Below are 20,001 nucleotides of genomic sequence, written 5' to 3'. Positions count from 1 at the left end.
CGGCGCGGTTCGATTCCGGCAGGCCGCGTCCTGGCGGAGGCTCCGGCGCGGTCCGGTCAGCGGCCGCCGAGGGGCCGGGCCGCCTCGTGGCGCTCCCACTCCTCCAGCTCGCCCGCGTACCGCGCGCATGCGTCGGTCAGCGACTCCAGGAGGGTGAGCGGGTCCGGCAGCGGATGCTCCGGTCCGCGTACCCAGGTCACTGCGAGATCACCGTCGCCCGGCAGCCGGGCCGGCGGTACGAGCACATAGCTGCCTCGGCAGTGCCAGCGCAGCCCCGGATGCTCGTCCATCGTCTCCGGATTGCAGTCCAGGGCGCACGGCCACCATTCGTCCTCGTCCTCGGGCGTGCCGCGGGTCGCGGTGAAGAACAGCATCCGGCCCTCGTCGCCGCTGCCGCCCGACTCGGCCACCGGACCGACGTCGATGCCCTGCTCGAGCAGCCGCTCAAGAGCACTGCGACCGGCCTCCAGCGGTACGTCGAGGACGTCGTGGACCATGCCGGTCGCGGTGATGAAGTTGGCCTGCGGCTGATGCCGCGCCCAGCGCTCGATCTGTGCCCGGTCGGTGGTCGACTGCGTCTGCCAGGCGAAGGAGACCGGGTGGGTCGCGGGTGTGGGACAGCCGATGCGCTCACAGGAACAGCGGAACCCGACGGGGTGTGCGGCAGGCGCGAGCGGCAGTCCGGCGGCGGCGGTGGCCAGGAGCAGAGCCTCACGCCGCGAGTCCTGCGGGTCCTCGGCGTCGGTGTCCCTGGGGCGGCGGCGCAGCCACTGCGCCAGCCTGCTTCCCCCGGAAAGCCTGCCCTCCGTGCCGCGGTAGCGGCCGATACCGTCGCCCATCTATCCCCTCACACCTCATGCTCGCCCGATGCCGGACCCAGCCATCGTCCCACCATCCTGCTCCTCGGGTGGCCACTGTCCCCAACCGGGGTACCCGAGCGGCTGTTCCCGTGGGGCTGCTGTGAGGCTGCTGTGGGGCGCAAACTCCGCTCCCGTACGGGCTCAGTCCCTCGGTGCGAGGCCGTTCACGGCGTAGTCGACGACCAGGTCTGCGTAGTCGTGGGTGAGCGGGAGGGTACGCAGCAGCCAGCGGTGGGCGAGCGGTCCGGCGAACAGCTCCAGGGCGATCCGGGGATCGATACCGGCTCGGACGTCACCCGCGTCCTCGGCGGCGCGCAGCCGCTTCACATACAGCTGGAGCTGCGGTTCGAGCAGCTTCTCGACGAACGTCGCGCCCAGCTCGGCGTTGACCACGCCCTCCGCGGTGAGCGCGCGGGCGGGGGCGTCGTAGCGGGGGTCGTTGAGCTCGTCGACGGTGGCACGCAGGACGAGGCGCAGATCGGCCTCGAGGTCGCCGGTGTCGGGAATCTCGTACTCCCCAGGGCCCGCGGCCTCGGCGGCCTGCTCGGCGAGGTCGAGGAAGGCCTCGAGCAGCACGGCGGCCTTGGAGGGCCACCAGCGGTAGATCGTCTGCTTGCCTACGCCGGCGCGGGCGGCGATGCCCTCGATCGTCGTGCGGGCGTAGCCCACCTCGCCGACGAGCGCGAGCGCGGCCTCGTAGATCGCGCGGCGCGAGCGCTCGCTGCGGCGGGAGGCGTCGGGCGTTCTGGGGTCGGTCATGGCACCACCCTACCGCGCAGTGAGACGAGACGTCTCGCCTAGGTGTACGGCGCCGGGGCGCGGCGGCGGCACGTTGATTGAGCGAACTGCTCAAGGGCGGCGGCAGTGTGAAGTGCTGCACGCTGGGGCTGCGCGCCTGAGCCGAGGGGTACGGGAGCCATTCCGTACCCCCTTCGCCTCACCCTTCCGGCGGCCAGGCATCGCCCCAGTCCGCGTCGCGGGCCGCGCGGTACAGGGCGCCGTGGCGTTTGGTGACCGTCTCGCGGTGCAGGGTCTCGTCCGCCGCGCACAGGTCCAGCAGCACCATGCCCTTGCGGATCTGGGGTTTGCGGGTCACCCGGGACGGGGCCGGCGCGACGGGGAAGCGGGTGGCCGCGACGTAGCTGAACTTCTCGTCCTCGTACGGCAGCGAGCCGCCCTTCACCTGGCGGTGCAGGGAGGATCGGGCGACGCGGGTCGCGAAGTGGCACCAGTCCGAGCCCGGTTCGATGGGGCAGGCCGCACTGTGCGGGCAGGGTGCTGCGACGCTCAGGCCGGCCGCGATCAGCGCGTCGCGGGCCTCGATGACGCGGGCGTAGCCGTCAGGGGTGCCCGGTTCGACGATCACGACCGCCTGCGCGGCGCGGGCGGCCTCGGCGACGACCGCCTTCCGGTCCTCGGGGGTCAGCTCGTTCAGGACGTACGACACCGTCACCAGATCAGTGCTCTCGATCCGGAGCGCCGAGCTGATCCGTGCGCGCTGCCACTGCACGGCGCGCAGCGCGGGCACCTGGGAGGCCTCGGCCAGTTCGCGGCCCAGCGCCAGTGCGGGCTCGGCCCAGTCCAGGACCGTCGTGCTCGGCGCCGGCTCCTCCCACGCGTCCGCGACCGCCCAGCTCGCCGCGCCCGTGCCGCCGCCGATGTCGGTGTGGGTGGCAGGGGTCCACGAGGGGACCGCCGCCCGCAGTGCGGCGAGTGCGGACCGTACCGCCTCGAACGTCGCGGGCATCCGGTACGCCGCGTACGCGGCGACGTCGGAGCGGTCGCGGAGCACCGGTGCATGGGTCTGGGTGACCCCCCGGTAGGTGGCGATGAGCCGCTCGACAGCCTGCGCCGCGTGCCTGGGCGGCAGCCCGTCCAGCAGTGCGGCCAGGGTGCCGCGCAGGGTCTCGGCGGTGGGGGCGGTGACGTTCACCGCCCGATTCTAGGCCGTGTCCGACAAATAGCGCCGTCCGCCCGCGGGGCGGGGTGCTCGGCGTCCGGTGCGTGCAATCGCAAGGCGGAGGGTCATCCTCGTACTGAACGTACTTGGATGACTCCGACAACGCAGCTGGGGGTACCCCCAGGCGAAGCTCTGGGGGAGTGCGTGCCGGGCGTCGCGCACCAGGCGGGATTTGTCAGACACGGCCTCTAGGCGCGATCCCCGGTCCCGGATCCCCGGTGGCTGTGTCCCCTGCCTCGTCTCCCCTGCCGTCGGCTCAGACGGCTTCGTCGCGGCGCTGCCAGGGACGGCACAGCCCCAGGAAGCAGCCCACCGAGGCCAGCGCGCAGGTCAGCTGGACGACGGCCATCGGCACGGCCGTCGCCTCGCCCGCGATCCCGACGAGCGGCGAGGCGATCGCGCCGATCAGGAACGACGTGGTGCCGATCAGCGCGGAGGCGGAGCCCGCCGCGTGCGGGGTGCGCAGCAGCGCGAGCGCGTTGGTGTTCGGCATCGCGAGGCCCATCGCGGACATCAGGACGAACAGCCCGGCTGCGACCGGCACGAGACCCACCCGCCCGAAGACCCCCGACGTCATGAGCAGCAGGGCGGCCGCCGCGAGTGCGATCACGCTCAGGCCGATACCGAGCGCCTTGTCCAGGCTGACCCGGCCCACCAGCAGCTTGCCGTTGATCTGGCCGACGGTGATCAGACCGACCGAGTTGAGCCCGAAGAGCAGGCTGAACGTCTGCGGGGACGCCCCGTAGATCTCCTGAACCACGAACGGTGAGGCCGAGATGTAGGCGAACAGCGCCGCGAAGGCGAAACCGCCGGTCAGCGTGTACCCGGTGAAGACCCGGTCGGCGAGCAGTCCGCGCATCGTGCGCAGCGCCTCGCCGACGCCTCCGCCGTGCCGCCGCTGCGGGGGCAGGGTCTCGTGCAGCCACTTCAGCACGACGGCGGTGAGCAGCACACCGACGGCGGCGAGGACGACGAAGATCCCGCGCCAGTCGGTGATCCGCAGTACCTGGCCGCCGATCAGCGGAGCGACGATGGGCGCGACGCCGGAGACGAGCATCAGGGTGGAGAAGAACCGGGCCATCTCCACGCCGTCGTAGAGGTCGCGGACCACCGCACGGGCGATGACGATGCCGGCCGCGCCCGCGAGTCCCTGGAGCAGCCGGAAGGCGATGAGCAGTTCGGCCGTCGGGGCGAGCGCACACAGCACGGTGGCCACGGCGTACACGGCCATCCCCGCCAGCAGCGGGCGCCGGCGCCCCCACTTGTCGCTCATCGGACCGACGACGAGCTGGCCGAGCGCCATGCCCAGGAGGCAGGCGGTGAGGGTGAGCTGGACGGTCGCGGCGGGCGCGTGCAGCGAGTCGGTCACCGCGGGCAGCGCCGGCAGGTACATGTCCATGGACAGCGGCGGCAGTGCGGTGAGGCCGCCGAGGACGAGGGTGACCAGGAGCCCTGCGCGCCGCGCCGCGACGGCGGGGGCGGTCGTCTGCGCGGGCAGGGACGCGGACATCGGCGCCGGCGGGGACGCGGACACCGGGGCGGCCTGAGATATATGTCCTTGTTCGCTCTGGCCGCTCTCCGGCATCTGCTGCTCCCGTTCCTGGTTTCAACGAATTATGGTCTCCATTCCTCCGGCGTGGTCGAGTGCGTCTCGCGTCAGATCTGCCGCAGACCCGGGTTTCCCGCGTCCGTCACGAACGACGCGGCCGTGGTGACCGGCGAGCCCGGGGTCGTCACATGGGTGAGTGTCCGGAAGTCGGCGCGCGCCTGCTGCTCGCCCAGCGTGACGGTCACATAGCCGCGGCGTCCGTTGTAGAACCGCATGTGCGGATTGGCCCGGGTGTACGTGTCCCAGGTGGCCGGCTTGTCGGCGCCGTCCTTGCCGCTGGAGATCGACGTCGCCACGATCTCGGTGCCGACGACCTCGGCGCCCGGGGTGTCGTAGTCCCGCTTGATGTCGTACGCGTACGCCACATGGACGTCTCCGGTGAGGATCATCAGGTTCTCGACGCCGGCCGACCCGGCGCCGTCGAGGATCCGGTCGCGGGAGGCCGGGTAGCCGTCCCAGGAGTCCATGCTGACCCGGGCGGGCTCGGTCAGATCCAGCTTGCGCCGGGAGAAGTTGACCTGCTGCGGCACGACGTTCCACAGGGCACGCGACTGCCGCCAGCCGTCGATCAGCCAGCGCTCCTGGGTCTCGCCCGTCATGGTGCGCGCCGGGTCCTCGGACTCGGGGCCGGGGATGTCCAGGCCGTCGCCGTAGGCCTGGTCGGAGCGGTACTGCCGGGTGTCGAGCACGTCGAACTGGGCGAGCCGCCCGAAGTGCAGTCTGCGGTAGAGCTGCATGTCGGTGCCCCGGGGCCGCTGGGGCGTGCGCAGCGGCTGGTTCTCCCAGTACGCGCGGTAGGCCGCGGCCCGGCGCAGCAGGAACTCCTCACGCGGCACGTCGTTCTCGGGGATCTCGTCGGCGTAGTTGTTCTCGGTCTCGTGGTCGTCCCAGGTGACGACGAAGGGGTGCGCGGCGTGGGCGGCCATCAGATCGGGGTCGGACTTGTAGAGGCCGTAGCGCAGCCGGTAGTCCTCCAGGGTGATCGTCTCGCGGTTGTAGTGGGCGGGCAGTCGGCGGTCGGTGTGGTTACGGGCTCCGCCGACGGCGTTCACGGCGTACTCGTAGAGGTAGTCGCCGAGGTGGAAGACGACGTCGAGGTCCTCGTCGGCGAGGTGCCGGTGGGCGGTGAAGTAGCCGTCGTGGTACGCCTGGCAGCTCACGGCGGCGAACCTGAGCTCGCTGATGCGGGCAGCGCGGGCGGGCGCGGTGCGGGTACGGCCGGCCGGGCTGATCCAGCTGCCGGCGCGGAAGCGGTAGTGGTAGACGCGGTCCGGGTCGAGGCCGGTGGGCTCGACATGGACGCTGTGGTCGAACTCGGGGTGGGCGGTGGCGCTTCCGCGCCGGACGATACGGGTGAAGAGCTCGTCGTGGGCGAGCTCCCAGCGCACCGTGAACCGGGCGGCGGGCAGCCCGCTGCCGGGTTCGTACGGTCGCGGGGCGAGCCGGGTCCACAGGACGACGGACCCGGGCTGGGGGTCACCGGAGGCCACGCCGAGCGTGAAAGGGTCCTCGGTGATCTTCTTGGCGTCCGCCTCGGCCGCAGACGCGGAGCCGGGCAGATTGACGGCGAAGGCCAGCGCGGCGGCCGCGGAGGCGGTGGTCAGGAAGGTACGGCGGCCGATGTGCCGGGCCGCCGCCCTGAGTTCGGGTGCGTGGTCGCCATACTGCGGCGCGGGTGTCATGTGCCCCTCCCCTGACGGCTGTTGTCAGTTCGCATTGGAGTGGCGGGGGACGAAGCCGTGTTGTCGGGGACACAACTTCCGCATGTCGGTCGCATGAGTTCCGCGTTCGCCGTCGGCGCGTACGCTGCGCGTCCATGGATGCAGACGCAGTTCGTGCACATCGGGTACGGAGGATCGCGGTGGTGACGGGCGCGGGCTCGGGCCTCGGCCGGGCCGTCGCGCTGGCACTGGCTGACGGCTGGTCAGTGGCGCTGGCCGGCCGTCGGGCCGAGGCGCTGGAGGAGACGGCGGAGCTGGCCGGTCCGGACGCGGATGTGATGTGCGTGCCCACGGATGTGACGGACCCCGAGGCGGTGGACGCGCTCTTCGCGGCGGTGCGCGAGCGCTACGGCCGGCTGGACTTCCTGTTCAACAACGCGGGCACGTTCGGCCCCGGCGGCATCCCGTTCGAGGACCTGCCGTACTCGGCCTGGCGCAAGGTGGTGGACGTCAATCTGACCGGCGCGTTCCTGTGCGCGCAGGCGGCGTTCCGCCAGATGAAGGCACAGGACCCGCAGGGCGGGCGGATCGTCAACAACGGCTCCGTCTCTGCGCACACACCCCGCCCGCACTCGGCCCCGTACACCGCGACGAAGCACGCGCTGACCGGCCTGACGAAGTCGCTGTCCCTGGACGGCCGTCCGTACAGCATCGCCTGCGGCCAGATCGACATCGGCAACGCGGCGACGGAGATGACGGCCCGGATGCAGTCCGGAGTCCTCCAGGCGAACGGCGAGCTGGCCGCGGAGCCGGTGATGGACGCGTCGGACGTGGCGCGAACGGTGCGGCTGATGGCGGACCTGCCGCTGGAGGCGAACATCCAGTTCACCACGATCCTGGCGACGGCGATGCCGTTCGTGGGGCGGGGCTGACGCGGGGTGGGACTGAGGGGGAAGTGGGGCTGACGGGGCCCCTGTGACAGCGGCCGGCAGCGCGTTGGCTAGCCTGCTGCGATGCGGTGGTGGCACGACATCAACATCTGGGTGAAGCGGAGCGGGGCGGCGCTGCTGACCGCGGCCCTGGTGGGCGGCGGGTACCTGTGGCTGGAGCAGCGCTCGCCCGAGCACCGGCTGTCCGAGGCGTGCTCGGGCATGCTGCCGGTGTCGGACGTGCTGGACATGACCGGCGACGACTTCGAGCTGACCAGCGGGACGTTCGACGTCTCGAGCGAGGTCACGGAGCCGGCGGGCCTCGCCACGAACTGCAAGATCGGCAGCCTGTGGATCGACATCGAGACGACCGCCGGCGCCCACAGCCCCTACGGCACCTACACCTTCCAGCGACGTGACGACGTCCTGCCGGTGCCCCTGGGTTCCGGCTGGTCGGGTTTCATCGTCGCCGAGGACGAGGACGGGGGACTCGACGCATCCGTGCTGCTCGACTGCCCCAACTGGCCCGCCCGCAAGGGCAGTGGCATCCTCGTCACCACCCAGGCCCGGTACTCGACGGACCGGGTGGGCCTCGCCCGTGTGGCGACCGCCACGGCGCAGCGCACTGCAGAGCGCACCGGCTGCGACGCGACCCCCGGTACCCGGATCGACCGGGTGGATCCGGCGCCGCCGCCTCCCGACACCAGCGTCGCCGCCGAATTCCCGAAGGGCACCTGCACGGGCCTGACGTCCCACAAGGCCTTCCGCGAGACCGCGGCGGCCACGGCTCCGGTCGAGTACTGCGTCCTCGAAGGCGGCCTGGCACTGCAGGCCGAGTACGGTCCCTTCGCGGGCGGTCGCGACGGGACGTACGGCGGTCAGTCCCGCCCTGCGGGCAACGCGCGCAACATGGCGTGGGCCTCGGCCCGCTGCAAGGGCGCGCTGGGCACCGGCATGTACTGGGCGGAGACGACCGGGAACGCGGACCGCGAACCGGCGAAGAAGCTGCTCGACGCCGCGGAACTGAAGGACCTGCGCCGCTTCGCCCGGGACTCGGCGGCGCGTCACGGCTGTTCGGCGCCCACCGTCCTCTAGTCCCGTACTTCGCGGGTCGTCCAGTGCCGCCCCCGCCAATGTTTGCCCGGTGGCGAGGCGTCCTGGTGCGGTCAGATGCAAGGCGCCGGATCGGCCTCGTAGTGGGCTTACTCGGCTGATACGGCAACGCAGCAGATGGTCGTGCCAGGGCGGCGAGCGGGGCAAACCTTGGCGGGGGCGGCACTAGATGCAAGGCTCGCTCCGGTGGACCACGGTGACGGCGGAGGTCCAGGCGTGAGCGGTCCGTCGCGGTGTCAGGCTTCGGTGGCGGACGAGATTGTCGGCGCGGTGCCGGGAGCGGTGCGGCCCCTGCCGAGGCGCCGGCTGATCCGGCTCATCGCCTGGGACATGCGGGACGGCAGGGCGTCGGGGTCGGGGATGGTCACGGGTCGCACGCGTCCGTTGTGGAGGGCGGAGATCCGCCAGCCCTGCTCGGTGCGGACGACCACGAGGGTCTGCCGGGACAGGCGCCGTTTGGGCAGCTCGGAGCGCCACGGCATCAGCACCGATGCCGTGCCGTGGACGACGGCGGCGTCCGCGGTTATGTGGCGGATCGCCTCCAGGTCACCGACGAGCGCCGAGCCGGCCAGCACGCCACGGAACAGCCGGTCGTGGTTGTCCTGGAGAGCAGGTCGGCCGGTCGCGCGGGTGCCGTCGTAGGAGACGTAGTCGGCGTCGTCGGTGAAGCAGGCGCCGAAGGCGGCGGCGTCGTTGTCGGTCCACGCCTGCATGAACCGGTGGAACAACTGCGCGATCTGCTCGTCGCTGGTGGGCATGGCGGCCTCCCCGAGTTATCATTTCGACTGTCGAATCTTACGCTAACAGAAAGCTTCGAATGTCGAAAGATGATGGCTTGCGCGAGGTCGCCGTGCGGATGAGGTTGCTTCAACAGAGCTTCGACGCCTTCGACGAAGCAGCCGCGGCCACGCTGGGGCTGAACCGCACCGACCTGCGCTGCCTGGATGTGATCCTGGCCGAAGAGCCCGTGTCGGCCGGAGAACTCACCACTGCTGCCAAGCTCAGCCCGGCGGCGACGACGACCGCCATCGACCGCCTCGAACGAGCGGGCTACGTCACGCGCAGCCGGGATGCCGCCAACCGGCGGCGGGTTCTGGTCACCGCCACCGAGGCGGCCCGCACTGCCGAGCGCGAGGTGTACGGGCCCGTCGGCGAGGCGGGGATGCTGGCGCTCCGGCGCTACGACGAGCAGCAGCTCGCCGCGATCAACGACTTCCTCGAGACGGCCCGCAAGGTCCAGGAAGAACAGACAGCGCGCCTCAAAGGGCTGCCGGGCCCTGAATGAACGCAGCCATCGGCCAGGCAGGCGCAGCCGGCCCGCCCCCATGGGAGGCTGCGGCCATGGATCAGGAGTGGGAGACCATCGGCCGCCTGCACGCCTGGCTGGAGCAGGCGAACCAGCTGCCGCCCGAACAGGCGGTGCTGCTGCGGATGCTGAAGCTCACGGAGGAGACCGGCGAGGTCGCCCAGGCGATCATCGGTGCTACCGGCCAGAACCCGCGCAAGGGCACGACGCACAACTGGCATGACGTGCAGGCGGAGTTGTGCGATGTGATCGTCACGGCGATGGTCGCACTGCGGACACTGACCCCGACGGCGGAGGAGGTCTTCACCGCCCACCTGGACGGCGTCGCGAAGCGCTCACTTGCTCAGCCCCCGGCTGAAGCGTCCGGATGAGCTCGGGTCGAACCCGCGAGAACCGCCTCCAAAGACCCCGGCGGCGGCCCATGATGGAACAAGGCCGTGTGCCGGGATTCCGGTCACCGGAATCCCGGCACACGACCTCGAAGGCGGGACTGCACTACCCCTTCTGTCTCCTGGTGTCGCTCGCGCGATCCCACAGCGGTCCCCCGCCAGGCAAGTCACGGCTCGTTTCCTCTCCCTCACAGTGCGCACCCACGCGGATGCGAGATGTGTGATCTGCGCCATTGACATACACGCAATTCTCCCGTCTCGGTGCACCCTTACGTTCTGGCCATGGAACAGAACCTCGGGCGCAGAGGCTTCCTGCGCCTCACCGGAACAGCCGCCCTGACTGCCTCGCTGGGCAGCGCCCTCACCGCATGCGGAACGGCCGACAACAACTCCTCATCAGCCAAGCCCGGCCGTACCGTGCGACTTGGGTTCATCGCGTTGACCGACTGTGCACCACTGGTGATGGCGAAGGAGCTCGGGTACTTCGCCGAGCGTGACCTCAACGTCGAACTGATCAAGCAGGCCTCGTGGCCGGCCACTCGGGACAACCTGCTCAACGGCCAGATCGATGCTGCTCATGCCCTCTTCAGCCTCCCCCTGTCCGTTGCATCAAAGATCGCGGGCACGGGTTCGACCGACCTGAAGATAGCCATGGTGCTCAACAACAACGGCCAGGCCATCACCCTCAAGAAGGACTTTGCCGACGCAGGCTACGCGGATCTGGAAGGCGCCCGGGCACTGCTGGAGAAGAAGTCGCCGACGCTGGCCATGACCTTCCCCGGCGGCACGCACGACACCTGGCTGCGGTACTGGCTGAAAGCCACCAAGGCCGATCTGTCGAACGTCAAGATCGTTCCGGTCCCGCCGCCACAGATGGTCGCCAATATGAAGGTCGGCAACATGGACGGCTACTGCGTCGGGGAACCCTGGAACGCCGTCGCCGTCAAGCAGGACATCGGCTTCACTCACCTGACCACCCAGGATCTGTGGCAGCACCACCCGGAGAAGGCCCTGGTCGCGGGCGCCAAGTTCGCGACGGAGCGCAAGGACGTCCTGGCCGACGTGATGGGGGCGATCCTCAAGGCCGCCAAGTGGCTCGACGACCTGGACAACCGCGCCAAGGCGGCGACGACCATCGGCGCCGCGCAGTACGTCAACGCACCGCCGAAGGAGATCGAGGGCCGGCTGCTCGGCACCTATCAACTGGGAGCGGACCTCGGCGAGAAGAAGTACAGCGGCGACCAGATGATGTTCTTCCGCGACGGCAAGACCTCCGCGCCGCGCCGCGCGCACGCGATCTGGTTCCTGACCCAGTACCAGCGCTTCGGACTGCTCAAGGAAGCACCGTCCTACACCAAGATCGCCGATGAGATCATCCTGCGCGATCTCTATGAAGAGGTCGCCGGCAAGGAGGGCATCGACGTACCGGGCGACGACATGAGCCCGTTCCCCCTCAAGCTCGACAGCGCGACGTTCGACCCCGCCAAGCCCGAGGATGAGGCGAAGCGGCCATGACCAGCTCACTGACCGGCACGGACCAGGCTGATCCTGCGACGGAGCCGACCATCCAGCCGGAGCCGTCCGGCCCCCCGGACGCCGGGCCCGCCGTCCCCGGCGTCCGGGGGAGCCGGCTCGCCGAAGCTGGCCGTGGCATCGGCTGGGCCGTGGTCGGTACCACCGCTGTCGTGCTGCTCTGGCAGCTCGCCACGTCCACGTCGACCGACGTCCCGGCTCCGCTCGACGGGGCCCGGGCGCTGGCTGACCTGATCGCGGATCCGTTCTACGACAACGGCCCGAACGACAAGGGAATAGGCCTGCAACTGGGCATTTCACTGCAGCGGGTGTTCACCGGCTTCGCGCTGGCCGCCGTGGTCGGAGTGCTGGCCGGCCTGCTCATCGGCGCGAGCCGGCGGGCCTGGCTGGCGTTCAACCCGGTGGTGCAGGTGCTGCGTCCGGTGTCGCCGCTGGCCTGGTTCCCGATCTGGCTGTCGGTGTTCAAAGACGCCGACCAGGCCTCGGTATTCGTCATCTTCATCACCGCGCTCTGGCCCACGCTGATCAACACCGCGGCCGGCGCGGCGGAGATCCCGCGGGACCACCGCAACGTTGCGCGGGTCTTCCGGTTCGGCCGCCTGGCCTACCTACGGCACGTGCTCGTGCCCAACGCCCTGCCGTCCGTCATCACCGGGCTGCGGCTCTCGATGGGCATCGCATGGATGGTCATCGTGGCGGTCGAGATGCTCTCCGGCAATGCGGGGATCGGGTTCTTCGTGTGGGACTCGTACAACGCCGGCAACCTCAGCGCAGTCGTCGCCGCGATCGTGCTCATCGGTCTTGTCGGCCTGGTCCTTGACGTGATTCTGGTACGGGTCTCGCGCAAGGTCGCTATCGAGGAGGTTCAGTCGTGACTGTCGAGATCCGCGGGCTGCACAAGACGTTCCGCCGAAGGGGGGCAGCCGCTCAGCATGTCCTGCGCGGTGTCGATCTGACCGTCGAGGAGGGGGAGTTCGTCTCCTTCATCGGCCATTCGGGCTGCGGCAAGTCGACGCTGCTCAATCTGGTCGGTGGGCTGGTCCGCCCGGACGCGGGTGAGGTCGTGGTGGACGGTCAGACCGTCACCGGGCCGGGTCCGGAACGGGCGATGGTCTTCCAGAACTACTCGCTGCTGCCCCGGTTGAGCCTGCTGGCCAATGTGCGCGAGGCCGTCCGCGCAGCACGTCCGGACTGGTCCCGGACGAAGGCCGACGACATGGTCGAGCGGTATCTGACCGCTGTCGGGCTGTGGGAGCACCGCGACAAGCGCCCGGGTCAGGTGTCCGGCGGAATGGCTCAGCGGGCCGCGGTCGCCAGGGCCTTCGCCGTGGCACCCCGCACCCTGCTGCTGGACGAGCCGTTCGGTGCGCTGGACGCACTCACCCGCTCGCGATTGCAGCAACAACTCGTCGAGCTGTGGGGCAACGAGTCGGAGACCGAGAAGGTGCTCATGGTCACGCACGGGCTCGATGAGGCGATTCTCCTCGCCGACCGGATCGTGGTCATGTCCAACCCGCCGGAGCCGTCGGTGCGCACGATCATCCCGGTGCCGATCCCGCGGCCTCGGGACCGCGCGACGATCGCCGCCCACCCGGCATACGCCGGTACTCAGGAGCAGTTGGCCGAGCTGCTGCTCGTCGACCAGGCGGAGGCCGCATAGCCCCCGCCGGTCTCAGGGTCGATACACGTTCGCCGAGCGGTCGACAAGGGTGTGAGGTGGCTGCGTGTGGTGGTCTCAGCCGGCGTCGACGCCTCCTCGCAGGCTGAGACCACCTCCCGCGGCCAGCTCACATTTGCCGTGAGACCACCCACCGGGCCTCGCGGCGCACGTCGCCCGGCGGATCCGCCCGGCGCACCTGACGGGGTGACCGTTCGGCATTGCCGGCGTTATGCCGATCATGACCCTTCGACGTATGACCACCGTCCTTGGCACCCTCGCCGCGACCGCGCTTCTCACCGTGGCCGCCCCCGCCTCCGCCCAGGCCGCCGCCGCGGTGCCCGCCTGTCCCGGCGGGTCCGTCTGCTTCTTCAGCGAGGCGGACTTCGGCGGCTCCTCGTGGGAGTGGACCGCCGGCAGCGGCTACCGCGATCTTCCCCCGTCCCTCCACGACCACGTCGGCTCGTTCGTCGCGTCGACCGACGCCTGCTTCATCGCGTACGAGCCCACCGAGAAGCGCCAGGCACGGGGCGGCGACTGGCGCAGGGATTACCGCGGCGACTTCGGCGGCCGGATGGACGCGGTCGCGCCGGGCGCCTGCTGAGCGGAATCCGTGTGAAGCTCCCGCCCTCGGCCCGACGGCGGGAGCTGCCGCGACCGCCGGCTGGCCTGGCTCGCAGCAACGCCGTGGCGATGCCCTCGGCGGGCGGACGCCCCCCTTCTCGCCCAGCCGCCTGACCTGGGCAGACGCCACCGCTCGCCCTGGCGGCTTAGCATGAAATGCACGGTATGGGCACCATATGCCGCCAGGCAGAGGGAGGGCCGACCCGTGACCGCTGGGGCTGCGACCAATGAGATCCCTGGCATGGCCCGTGGCCCCGGAGGCGCGGGCACACCCCGGTATCTGCCGGTCTCCGAGCACGGGCTGATCGGGGACCTGCGCAGCGCCGCGCTGGTGGGGACGAACGGCACGATCGACTGGTACTGCTGCACCCGCTTCGACGCACCCAGCGTCTTCGCCTCCCTGCTCGACGCAGAGAACGGCGGCTCCTTCGAGCTCGCCCCCGACGTGCCGACGCGGACCAAACAGTTCTACTTCCCCGACACCAATGTGCTCATCACCCGCTTCATCGCCGATGACGGTGTGGGCGAGATCCAGGACTTCATGCCCATCACCGACGACTCCCGCGAGGCCGACCGGCACCGTCTGATCCGCAGGGTGGTGTGCGTCCGCGGCTCGCTGCCGTTCCGTGCATACGTGGCGCCACGCTTCGACTACGGGGCCCAGCCGCACACCGTCCGCACCGAGCACGGCTGCCCGGTGTTCGAGTCGCCGTCGCTCACCCTCACGCTGACGTCCAGCGTGCCGTTCGAGACCGACGGCCGGGACGTGTGGTCGCTGTTCAAGCTGCACGAGGGAGAGACGGCCGTGTTCGCCCTCGACCGGATCGGCGGCGACGTGGCACCACGGGCCTGTCCCCGCTCCGAGGCCGCAGACCTCTTCGAGGCCACGGTGCGGTACTGGCGGCAGTGGTTGTCCCAGTCGCGCTACCGCGGACGCTGGCGCGAAATGGTGCACCGCTCCGCGCTGACGCTCAAGCTGCTCACCTACGCCCCCACCGGCGCCATCGTGGCAGCACCGACGACGAGTCTGCCCGAGCAGATCGGCGGCGAGCGGAACTGGGACTACCGCTACGTCTGGATCCGCGACGCGGCCTTCTGCGTCTACGCGCTGCTCCGGCTGGGTTTCACCGACGAGGCCCGTTCCTTCATGCAGTTCCTGACCGAGCGCATCCGGCGCGCCGACGACGGCACGGCACCGCTGCAGATCCTGTACGGCATCGACGGCCGCCGCGAGCTGCCCGAGCGGGAACTGCCGCATCTGGAGGGCTATCTGGGCTCCGCCCCCGTACGCGTCGGCAACCAGGCCGTCGACCAGTTGCAGCTGGACATCTACGGGGCGCTCATCGATTCGATCTATCTCTACGACAAGTGGGGAGAGCCGATCTCCAGCGCCCACTGGGACACCGTCTGCCATCTGGTCGACTGGGTGTGCGGCAACTGGGACCAGCCCGACGAGGGCATCTGGGAGACCCGCGGCGGGCGCAAGAACTTCCTCTACTCGCGACTGATGTGCTGGGTGGCGATCGAACGAGCCATCCGGGTCGCCAGACGCCGGGGACTGCCGGCCGATCTGCTGCGCTGGAGCAGGACGCGCGACACGATCTACTTCCGGATCATGCAGCGTGGCTGGTCGACCGAGCGCAACGCCTTCGTCCAGCACGAGGACAGCAGTGTGCTCGACGCCTCGGTGCTGATGATGCCGCTGGCCAAGTTCATCTCCCCGACCGACCCGAAGTGGCTGTCCACGCTGGACGCGCTGGGCGAGGAACTGGTCTCCGACTCTCTGGTCTACCGCTACGACCCGCAGGCCAGCCCGGACGGACTGCAGGGCGAGGAGGGCACGTTCTCGATCTGCTCGTTCTGGTACGTCGAGGCGCTCACCCGGGCCGGACGCCTGGACGACGCCCGGCTGGCCTTCGAGAAGATGCTCACGTACGCCAACCATCTCGGCCTGTACGCCGAGGAGATCGGCCGCACCGGCGAGCAGAACGGCAACTTCCCGCAGGCATTCACGCACCTGTCCCTGATCAGCGCGGCCTTCAACCTCGACCGGGCACTGGGCTGACCGGGCGCCGGGCGGCCGGCGGCGTGAGAAGCGTTTCGGGCTGACGCCAGCCGTTGAGTGATACCTGCGGCCCCCGCACGAGGTAGCTGCGAAGCGCGCTGTCCGTGGTGGCGACGAACCTCTCCGGCAGGGCGTCGGCATCGACCCAGCAGACCTGGGAGTGCTTTCCGGGTTCGCGGTTCTCCGGCTCGCCGGTCCATTCGTGGGCTGCGAAGACGACCGTGAGGAAGCCGTTGGGGGCCTCCACGCCCCAAGCGCCGTGGATGATGTGGGCGACCTCGAGGGACTCGGGCTTCACAGTGAGTCCGGTCTCCTCGTAGAGCTCGCGGACCGCGGTCCCGGTGATCGGCTCGCCCGGCTCGCTCTTGCCGACGGGCAGGTCCCACATGCCCTGGGCGAACTTGGCGTTCTCGCTGCGCCGGAGGAGGACGACGCGGTCGGCGGCCTTGTCGTGGACGATCACGGCGGCAACCAGCAGAGTCATCGACTCGAGCGCCGGCTTGAGGGCGTGGGGGCGGTCATCGGTCTGCTGAGCCACGGGGCTCCTCTCGTCGGGCGGGTGTTCGGCATGTTGGGCGAGTGCCTCGCGGGAGCGCGGCCGCCCGGACGCATCCCCCGACGGCGCCCCGATGGACGTCACCCAACTCGGGGCGGTGGAGCCGGACATGGAACCTCGAAGCCCTGTTCGTCATCAAGCAGGGCAAGGAGGGCCGACGGCCTGACGAGGACATGGGGTGGGCACGGATGGGCAGCGGCATCGGGGGCACGGCACTTGCCTGTGCCGTTCTCATGACGGTCCTGGCGACGGGCTGTACGGCGGCCGGCGCGGCGGACTCCCGTACCGGAGAACCCTCTGTGTCCGCGCCGCAGAGCAAGCCGCCCGGCGGCACGGACACGGACGCGAAGGCGGAAACCGACGCCGCCTACCGCAAGTGGGGTCTCGAGCCGATGGCCGCACCGCCCGCCCCGCCCGCGGCGAAGCCGCCCGTACGAGGGGCGGCCGACGGCCGGGTGCCGGTGATCAGCGAGATCCCCACCAAGGAGAAGATCGTCTTTCTGACGTTCGACGACGGGACGGAGAAGGACCCCGAATTCGTGACGATGATGCGGGACTTGAAGGTCCCGTTCACGATGTTCCTGACGGAGTCCGTCATCCGCGAAGACTACGACCACTTCAAGAAGCTCCAGCAGCTCGGGAACGGCGTCCACAACCACACCCTGACCCACCCGAACCTCCGCACCCTGGGCGCGTCGGCCCAGAAGCACGAGATATGCGGCCAGCAGGAGAAGCTGAAGAATCGATACGGCACGGCTCCGCGGCTGTTCCGCCCGCCCTACGGCAACTGGAACGAGACAACCCGGGCCGCAGCCGAGTCCTGCGGCATCGAGGCGATCGTCCTCTGGCGCGAGTCCATGCAGATCACAAACATGCAGTACCAGCGCGGCGACAAGAAGCTCCACCCGGGCGACATCATCCTGGCCCACTTCCGGGGTCCGTCCGACCTCAAGGGCGCGACGATGACCGAGATGACGGCGAACCTGCTGCGCCACATCCAGGAACAGGGCTTCACGGTGGCCCGGCTGGAGGACTACCTCTAGACCGTCGAACGCTCCGAGCTCGCCGGGCGGTAGTTCGAGACGTTTCTCGCCGAGTGCCCTGGCATCCTTCCGATCCGGCCGGACCGGAAGGACAAGCCCGTCCGGCACGGCCGAACTGCCTGTGTCCGTGCTGATCGCGTAGGACCGCCAAGAGCATCGGACTCACTCATCCAGGGCCCCCGGGTAGGCGGTGCAAGCGGCATCCTCGGACAGCCGGAAGTCAACGCCGGTGAGCGTCTCGGACAGCTCCCACAGCCGGCGGGCGGTGGTGGTGTCACGGACGGCGCGCTCCCGGTTGCGCAGGACCGGCTCGCCGCGTAGCTGCAGCGGCCCGTCGGGCACGACATACGCTCCGCCCGGCAGATCCGGGACGGTCGCGGCGTACAGGGAGGTCTTGGCGCCTTCGGGTGTCGGGCGGAAGGCGACGCGGACCAGCAGCCGGGTCAACGCTCCGTAGAGTCGGCCGCGGTTGCGGTTGGCGCCGCCGGTGACAACGTTGGTGCGGGTGAGTCCGGGGGCCACGGCCACGCTGCGCAGCCTCAGGCCGGCGGCGTCGGCGCGGCGTTGCAGTTCGGTGGCGAAGTAGAGATTGGCGCGCTTGGACTGCAGGTAGGCGAACATCGCGCGGTAGCGGCGTTCGGCGTTGAGGTTGTCCAGGTCGAAGCGGGCGAACCGCTGGCCTTCGCTGCTGACGGAGACCACCCGCGGATCGGGCGAGGCGAGCAGATGGGGCAGCAACAGCCCGGTCAGGGCGAAGGCGCCCAGGTGGTTGATCCCGAACTGCGACTCGAACCCATCGGCGGTCCGGGCAAACGGCGCCATGGCCACGCCGGCGTTGTTGACCAGCAGATCGAGCCGGTCATGGCCCCAGTCGTCGGCGAAGGCGCGTACGGAGGCAAGGTCGGCCAGGTCGAGGAGGCGCACCTCGGCATGGGCGCCGGGTGCCCGGGCGAGCAGCCGGTCCAGGGCGGCCTGCCCCCGTTGGGGACTGCGGCAGGCCAGCACGACATGGGCGCCCCGGCGAGCGAGCACCTCTGCTGTGACCTGGCCGATGCCACTGTTGGCTCCGGTCACCACCGCCAGGCGGCCGGACTGGTCGGGGATGGAGTCGAGGGTCCACGTACGGGAAGCGCTGGGCATGGCCTTCCTTCTCCTAGGTCGAGGGCGTCCGGCACGCAGCCGGGCAGGAACCCCTCAATGCAACTTCTAGTTGCGATACGCTGGAGCCTGACACGTAAATACCCGCTAACGCAACTAGGAGTTGCAATGGAGTTGGGTTCCTCCGGGCCCGCCCGCCCGGTCGGACGCGGCCGCAAGGCACAGGCGGCGGTGCGCGCCGCCACCCTCGCCGAGTTGCTGGACCGGGGATATGCCGAGCTGACCGTCGAGGGCGTGGCCCAGCGGGCCGGGGTGCACAAGACGACGCTCTACCGGCGCTGGAAGGACCGCGAGAGCCTGGTCGTCGACGCGCTTGCCGAGCACTTCGCCACCGACATCCCCACTCCGGACACCGGCGCCGTCGAGACCGACCTGCAAGCGCTCGCGCGGGCGCTCGTGCAGAGCATGACGGGCCCGGTGGGCAGGGCGGTGCAGACCGCGATGTACTCCGACGCCGGCCGGCTGCCGGAGATCGCCGAGGCGCGGCGGCGGATCTTCGCCGACCGGTTCCGGCGGGCCGAGCCCGTGGTCACCCGCGCCATCGAGCGGGGCGAACTCCCGGCAGGGACCGATCCGGTCGAGCTGTTCAAAACGCTGGCCGCTCCGATCTACTTCCGGTTGCTGGTCAGTGCCGATCCGGTCGAGGAGGGCACCGCCGACCAGGCGGTGCGGATCACGCTCGCCGCCGCCCGCGCCGGCGCCCTGACACAGGGCGCTCCGTCGTAGCCGTCGAGCCGGCCGAAGCGGACGCCGGTCAGGCATGAAGGACAGCGTGCTCGCCCCATGCGCACAGCGCCGCGAGGCTCATGCTGTCTCACGGCACTCTTGGCAAGGAATCGGGCAACGTTCGCCCCTCTGCGACGTGTTGGCTGGTGCTGCGCCGGCGGGCACGGGCTTGCGGGGTCAATGAGGTCCGTCGGGTACGTCTCCGTGGTGCGCGCTCTCGAAGTCACTGGTGGATGTAAGCCCCTCGATGAAGGACCGGAAGTTCGGGGCGAGGGTCAGTTCTGCTTTGAGTTCCGCGTCGAACCAGGTCATGGAGGGTTCCCCGTGTTGGCCGCAGGCTCGGTAGTCCAGCCCGATCCAGCAGGGCCCGTCACCCGAGACCAGCACCACCGCGGTGGGGAGCCCCCATTCCTGGACCAGGTACGGGCTGTCGAGCATGGAGAGAGCTTCCTCGTGGCGGCCTATGCCCATGACGAGGTCGAACGGGACGTGATCGGCGCTCCACGAGGTCGGCCGACTCGTAGGGAAGGCATTCCGGCCGGCCGCGACCGCGCCTCCGTTCTGATGGCGCAGCAGGTCGAGCAGGGAACTGGGGAGTGTGACGTTCAGCAAACGCTCGGCCTCCACGATCAGCTGGTCGGTCAGGGGCGGCTGCACTCCGTGCCGGCTACTGGTGTCCCAGAGGGAGTGGCGAAGATCCTCAAAACGTGCCATGACCGGAATCGTAGGAGACCTGTGTGTGGCGCTTCGCCGCGTGACTTGGGACGGGCGGCCGGAATGATCACGTGACCGGACGTGTGCGGGAGCGGAGA

General features: G+C 70.1%; 20 protein-coding genes. 11 read left to right on the top strand and 9 right to left on the bottom strand.

Going from position 1 to position 20,001, the window contains the following annotated elements:
• Nucleotides 1-56: 56 nt before the first annotated feature.
• The 5 genes from OHS70_RS26680 to OHS70_RS26660 all read right to left on the bottom strand — a co-directional run bounded on the left by OHS70_RS26680 (nucleotide 57) and on the right by OHS70_RS26660 (nucleotide 6,111).
• Nucleotides 57-839, bottom strand: a complete 783-nt coding sequence (locus OHS70_RS26680) for a bifunctional DNA primase/polymerase (RefSeq protein ID WP_328401309.1) — start codon at nucleotides 837-839, stop codon at nucleotides 57-59.
• Nucleotides 840-1,001: 162 nt separating this feature from the next.
• Nucleotides 1,002-1,619 (bottom strand): TetR/AcrR family transcriptional regulator, encoded by a 618-nt coding sequence (locus tag OHS70_RS26675; protein ID WP_328401307.1) that lies wholly within the window; start codon nucleotides 1,617-1,619, stop codon nucleotides 1,002-1,004.
• A 178-nt stretch (nucleotides 1,620-1,797) separates the two neighbouring features.
• On the bottom strand, nucleotides 1,798-2,793 hold the full coding sequence (locus OHS70_RS26670; protein ID WP_328401305.1) for a small ribosomal subunit Rsm22 family protein: 996 nt from the start codon (nucleotides 2,791-2,793) through the stop codon (nucleotides 1,798-1,800).
• A 283-nt stretch (nucleotides 2,794-3,076) separates the two neighbouring features.
• On the bottom strand, nucleotides 3,077-4,405 hold the full coding sequence (locus OHS70_RS26665; protein ID WP_328401303.1) for a Bcr/CflA family multidrug efflux MFS transporter: 1,329 nt from the start codon (nucleotides 4,403-4,405) through the stop codon (nucleotides 3,077-3,079).
• Nucleotides 4,406-4,476: 71 nt separating this feature from the next.
• Nucleotides 4,477-6,111 carry an alkaline phosphatase D family protein gene (locus tag OHS70_RS26660; RefSeq protein ID WP_328401301.1) on the bottom strand — a complete coding sequence of 545 codons (1,635 nt, stop codon included), beginning with the start codon at nucleotides 6,109-6,111 and terminating at the stop codon, nucleotides 4,477-4,479.
• A 134-nt stretch (nucleotides 6,112-6,245) separates the two neighbouring features.
• Here OHS70_RS26660 and OHS70_RS26655 point away from each other — a divergent pair, with 134 nt between their 5' ends.
• Both OHS70_RS26655 and OHS70_RS26650 read left to right on the top strand, forming a co-directional pair.
• A complete protein-coding gene (locus OHS70_RS26655) occupies nucleotides 6,246-7,022 on the top strand; it encodes an SDR family oxidoreductase (RefSeq protein WP_328401299.1) in 777 nt (258 codons plus the stop codon).
• An 81-nt stretch (nucleotides 7,023-7,103) separates the two neighbouring features.
• On the top strand, nucleotides 7,104-8,114 hold the full coding sequence (locus OHS70_RS26650; protein ID WP_328401297.1) for a hypothetical protein: 1,011 nt from the start codon (nucleotides 7,104-7,106) through the stop codon (nucleotides 8,112-8,114).
• A gap of 254 nt (nucleotides 8,115-8,368) precedes the next feature.
• Here OHS70_RS26650 and OHS70_RS26645 read toward each other — a convergent pair whose 3' ends face one another.
• Entirely contained in the window at nucleotides 8,369-8,890 is a 522-nt protein-coding gene (locus tag OHS70_RS26645; RefSeq protein WP_328401295.1) for an SgcJ/EcaC family oxidoreductase, read from the bottom strand.
• A gap of 98 nt (nucleotides 8,891-8,988) precedes the next feature.
• Between OHS70_RS26645 and OHS70_RS26640 the strand changes: the two genes are divergently transcribed.
• The 7 genes from OHS70_RS26640 (at nucleotide 8,989) to OHS70_RS26610 (ending at nucleotide 15,706) form a co-directional block, all read left to right on the top strand.
• Nucleotides 8,989-9,417, top strand: a complete 429-nt coding sequence (locus OHS70_RS26640; RefSeq protein ID WP_328401293.1) for a MarR family winged helix-turn-helix transcriptional regulator — start codon at nucleotides 8,989-8,991, stop codon at nucleotides 9,415-9,417.
• Between the two features lie 56 nt (nucleotides 9,418-9,473).
• Nucleotides 9,474-9,809, top strand: a complete 336-nt coding sequence (locus OHS70_RS26635; protein ID WP_328401291.1) for a MazG-like family protein — start codon at nucleotides 9,474-9,476, stop codon at nucleotides 9,807-9,809.
• Between the two features lie 300 nt (nucleotides 9,810-10,109).
• Nucleotides 10,110-11,342, top strand: coding sequence for a CmpA/NrtA family ABC transporter substrate-binding protein (locus OHS70_RS26630; RefSeq protein ID WP_328401289.1), 1,233 nt, complete (start codon nucleotides 10,110-10,112; stop codon nucleotides 11,340-11,342).
• Nucleotides 11,339-12,235 (top strand): nitrate ABC transporter permease, encoded by an 897-nt coding sequence (gene ntrB, locus OHS70_RS26625; protein WP_328401287.1) that lies wholly within the window; start codon nucleotides 11,339-11,341, stop codon nucleotides 12,233-12,235. The genes OHS70_RS26630 and ntrB overlap by 4 nt, the downstream gene beginning before the upstream one ends.
• Nucleotides 12,232-13,020 (top strand): ABC transporter ATP-binding protein, encoded by a 789-nt coding sequence (locus OHS70_RS26620; protein ID WP_328401285.1) that lies wholly within the window; start codon nucleotides 12,232-12,234, stop codon nucleotides 13,018-13,020. Before ntrB ends, OHS70_RS26620 begins: the two co-directional genes overlap by 4 nt.
• Before the next feature lie 253 nt (nucleotides 13,021-13,273).
• Nucleotides 13,274-13,621 (top strand): peptidase inhibitor family I36 protein, encoded by a 348-nt coding sequence (locus tag OHS70_RS26615; RefSeq protein WP_328401283.1) that lies wholly within the window; start codon nucleotides 13,274-13,276, stop codon nucleotides 13,619-13,621.
• A gap of 261 nt (nucleotides 13,622-13,882) precedes the next feature.
• Nucleotides 13,883-15,706, top strand: a complete 1,824-nt coding sequence (locus OHS70_RS26610) for a glycoside hydrolase family 15 protein (protein WP_328401281.1) — start codon at nucleotides 13,883-13,885, stop codon at nucleotides 15,704-15,706.
• Here OHS70_RS26610 and OHS70_RS26605 read toward each other — a convergent pair.
• The gene (locus OHS70_RS26605; RefSeq protein ID WP_328401279.1) at nucleotides 15,681-16,244 is read right to left on the bottom strand and encodes an NUDIX domain-containing protein; all 564 of its coding nucleotides are present in this window, start codon (nucleotides 16,242-16,244) and stop codon (nucleotides 15,681-15,683) included. The genes OHS70_RS26610 and OHS70_RS26605 overlap by 26 nt on opposite strands.
• 191 nt (nucleotides 16,245-16,435) lie before the next feature.
• On the opposite strand from OHS70_RS26605, the gene OHS70_RS26600 reads away from it, so the two are divergent.
• On the top strand, nucleotides 16,436-17,305 hold the full coding sequence (locus tag OHS70_RS26600; protein WP_443062762.1) for a polysaccharide deacetylase family protein: 870 nt from the start codon (nucleotides 16,436-16,438) through the stop codon (nucleotides 17,303-17,305).
• 162 nt (nucleotides 17,306-17,467) lie between these two features.
• Here OHS70_RS26600 and OHS70_RS26595 read toward each other — a convergent pair whose 3' ends face one another.
• Nucleotides 17,468-18,445: an oxidoreductase gene (locus OHS70_RS26595; RefSeq protein ID WP_328401277.1), complete on the bottom strand. Its 978-nt coding sequence runs from the start codon at nucleotides 18,443-18,445 to the stop codon at nucleotides 17,468-17,470.
• A gap of 126 nt (nucleotides 18,446-18,571) precedes the next feature.
• Between OHS70_RS26595 and OHS70_RS26590 the strand changes: the two genes are divergently transcribed.
• On the top strand, nucleotides 18,572-19,189 hold the full coding sequence (locus OHS70_RS26590; RefSeq protein WP_328401275.1) for a TetR/AcrR family transcriptional regulator: 618 nt from the start codon (nucleotides 18,572-18,574) through the stop codon (nucleotides 19,187-19,189).
• A gap of 177 nt (nucleotides 19,190-19,366) precedes the next feature.
• Here the strand turns inward: OHS70_RS26590 and OHS70_RS26585 are convergent, their stop codons facing one another.
• Nucleotides 19,367-19,903 carry an SMI1/KNR4 family protein gene (locus tag OHS70_RS26585; RefSeq protein WP_328401273.1) on the bottom strand — a complete coding sequence of 179 codons (537 nt, stop codon included), beginning with the start codon at nucleotides 19,901-19,903 and terminating at the stop codon, nucleotides 19,367-19,369.
• Nucleotides 19,904-20,001: the final 98 nt, after the last annotated feature.

Origin of the sequence: Streptomyces sp. NBC_00390 (genome assembly GCF_036057275.1) — a bacterium.
Taxonomy (GTDB): Bacteria; Actinomycetota; Actinomycetes; order Streptomycetales; family Streptomycetaceae; genus Streptomyces.
The sequence above is the reverse complement of the archived record's forward strand: the minus strand, read 5'-3'. Positions and strand labels throughout refer to the sequence as shown.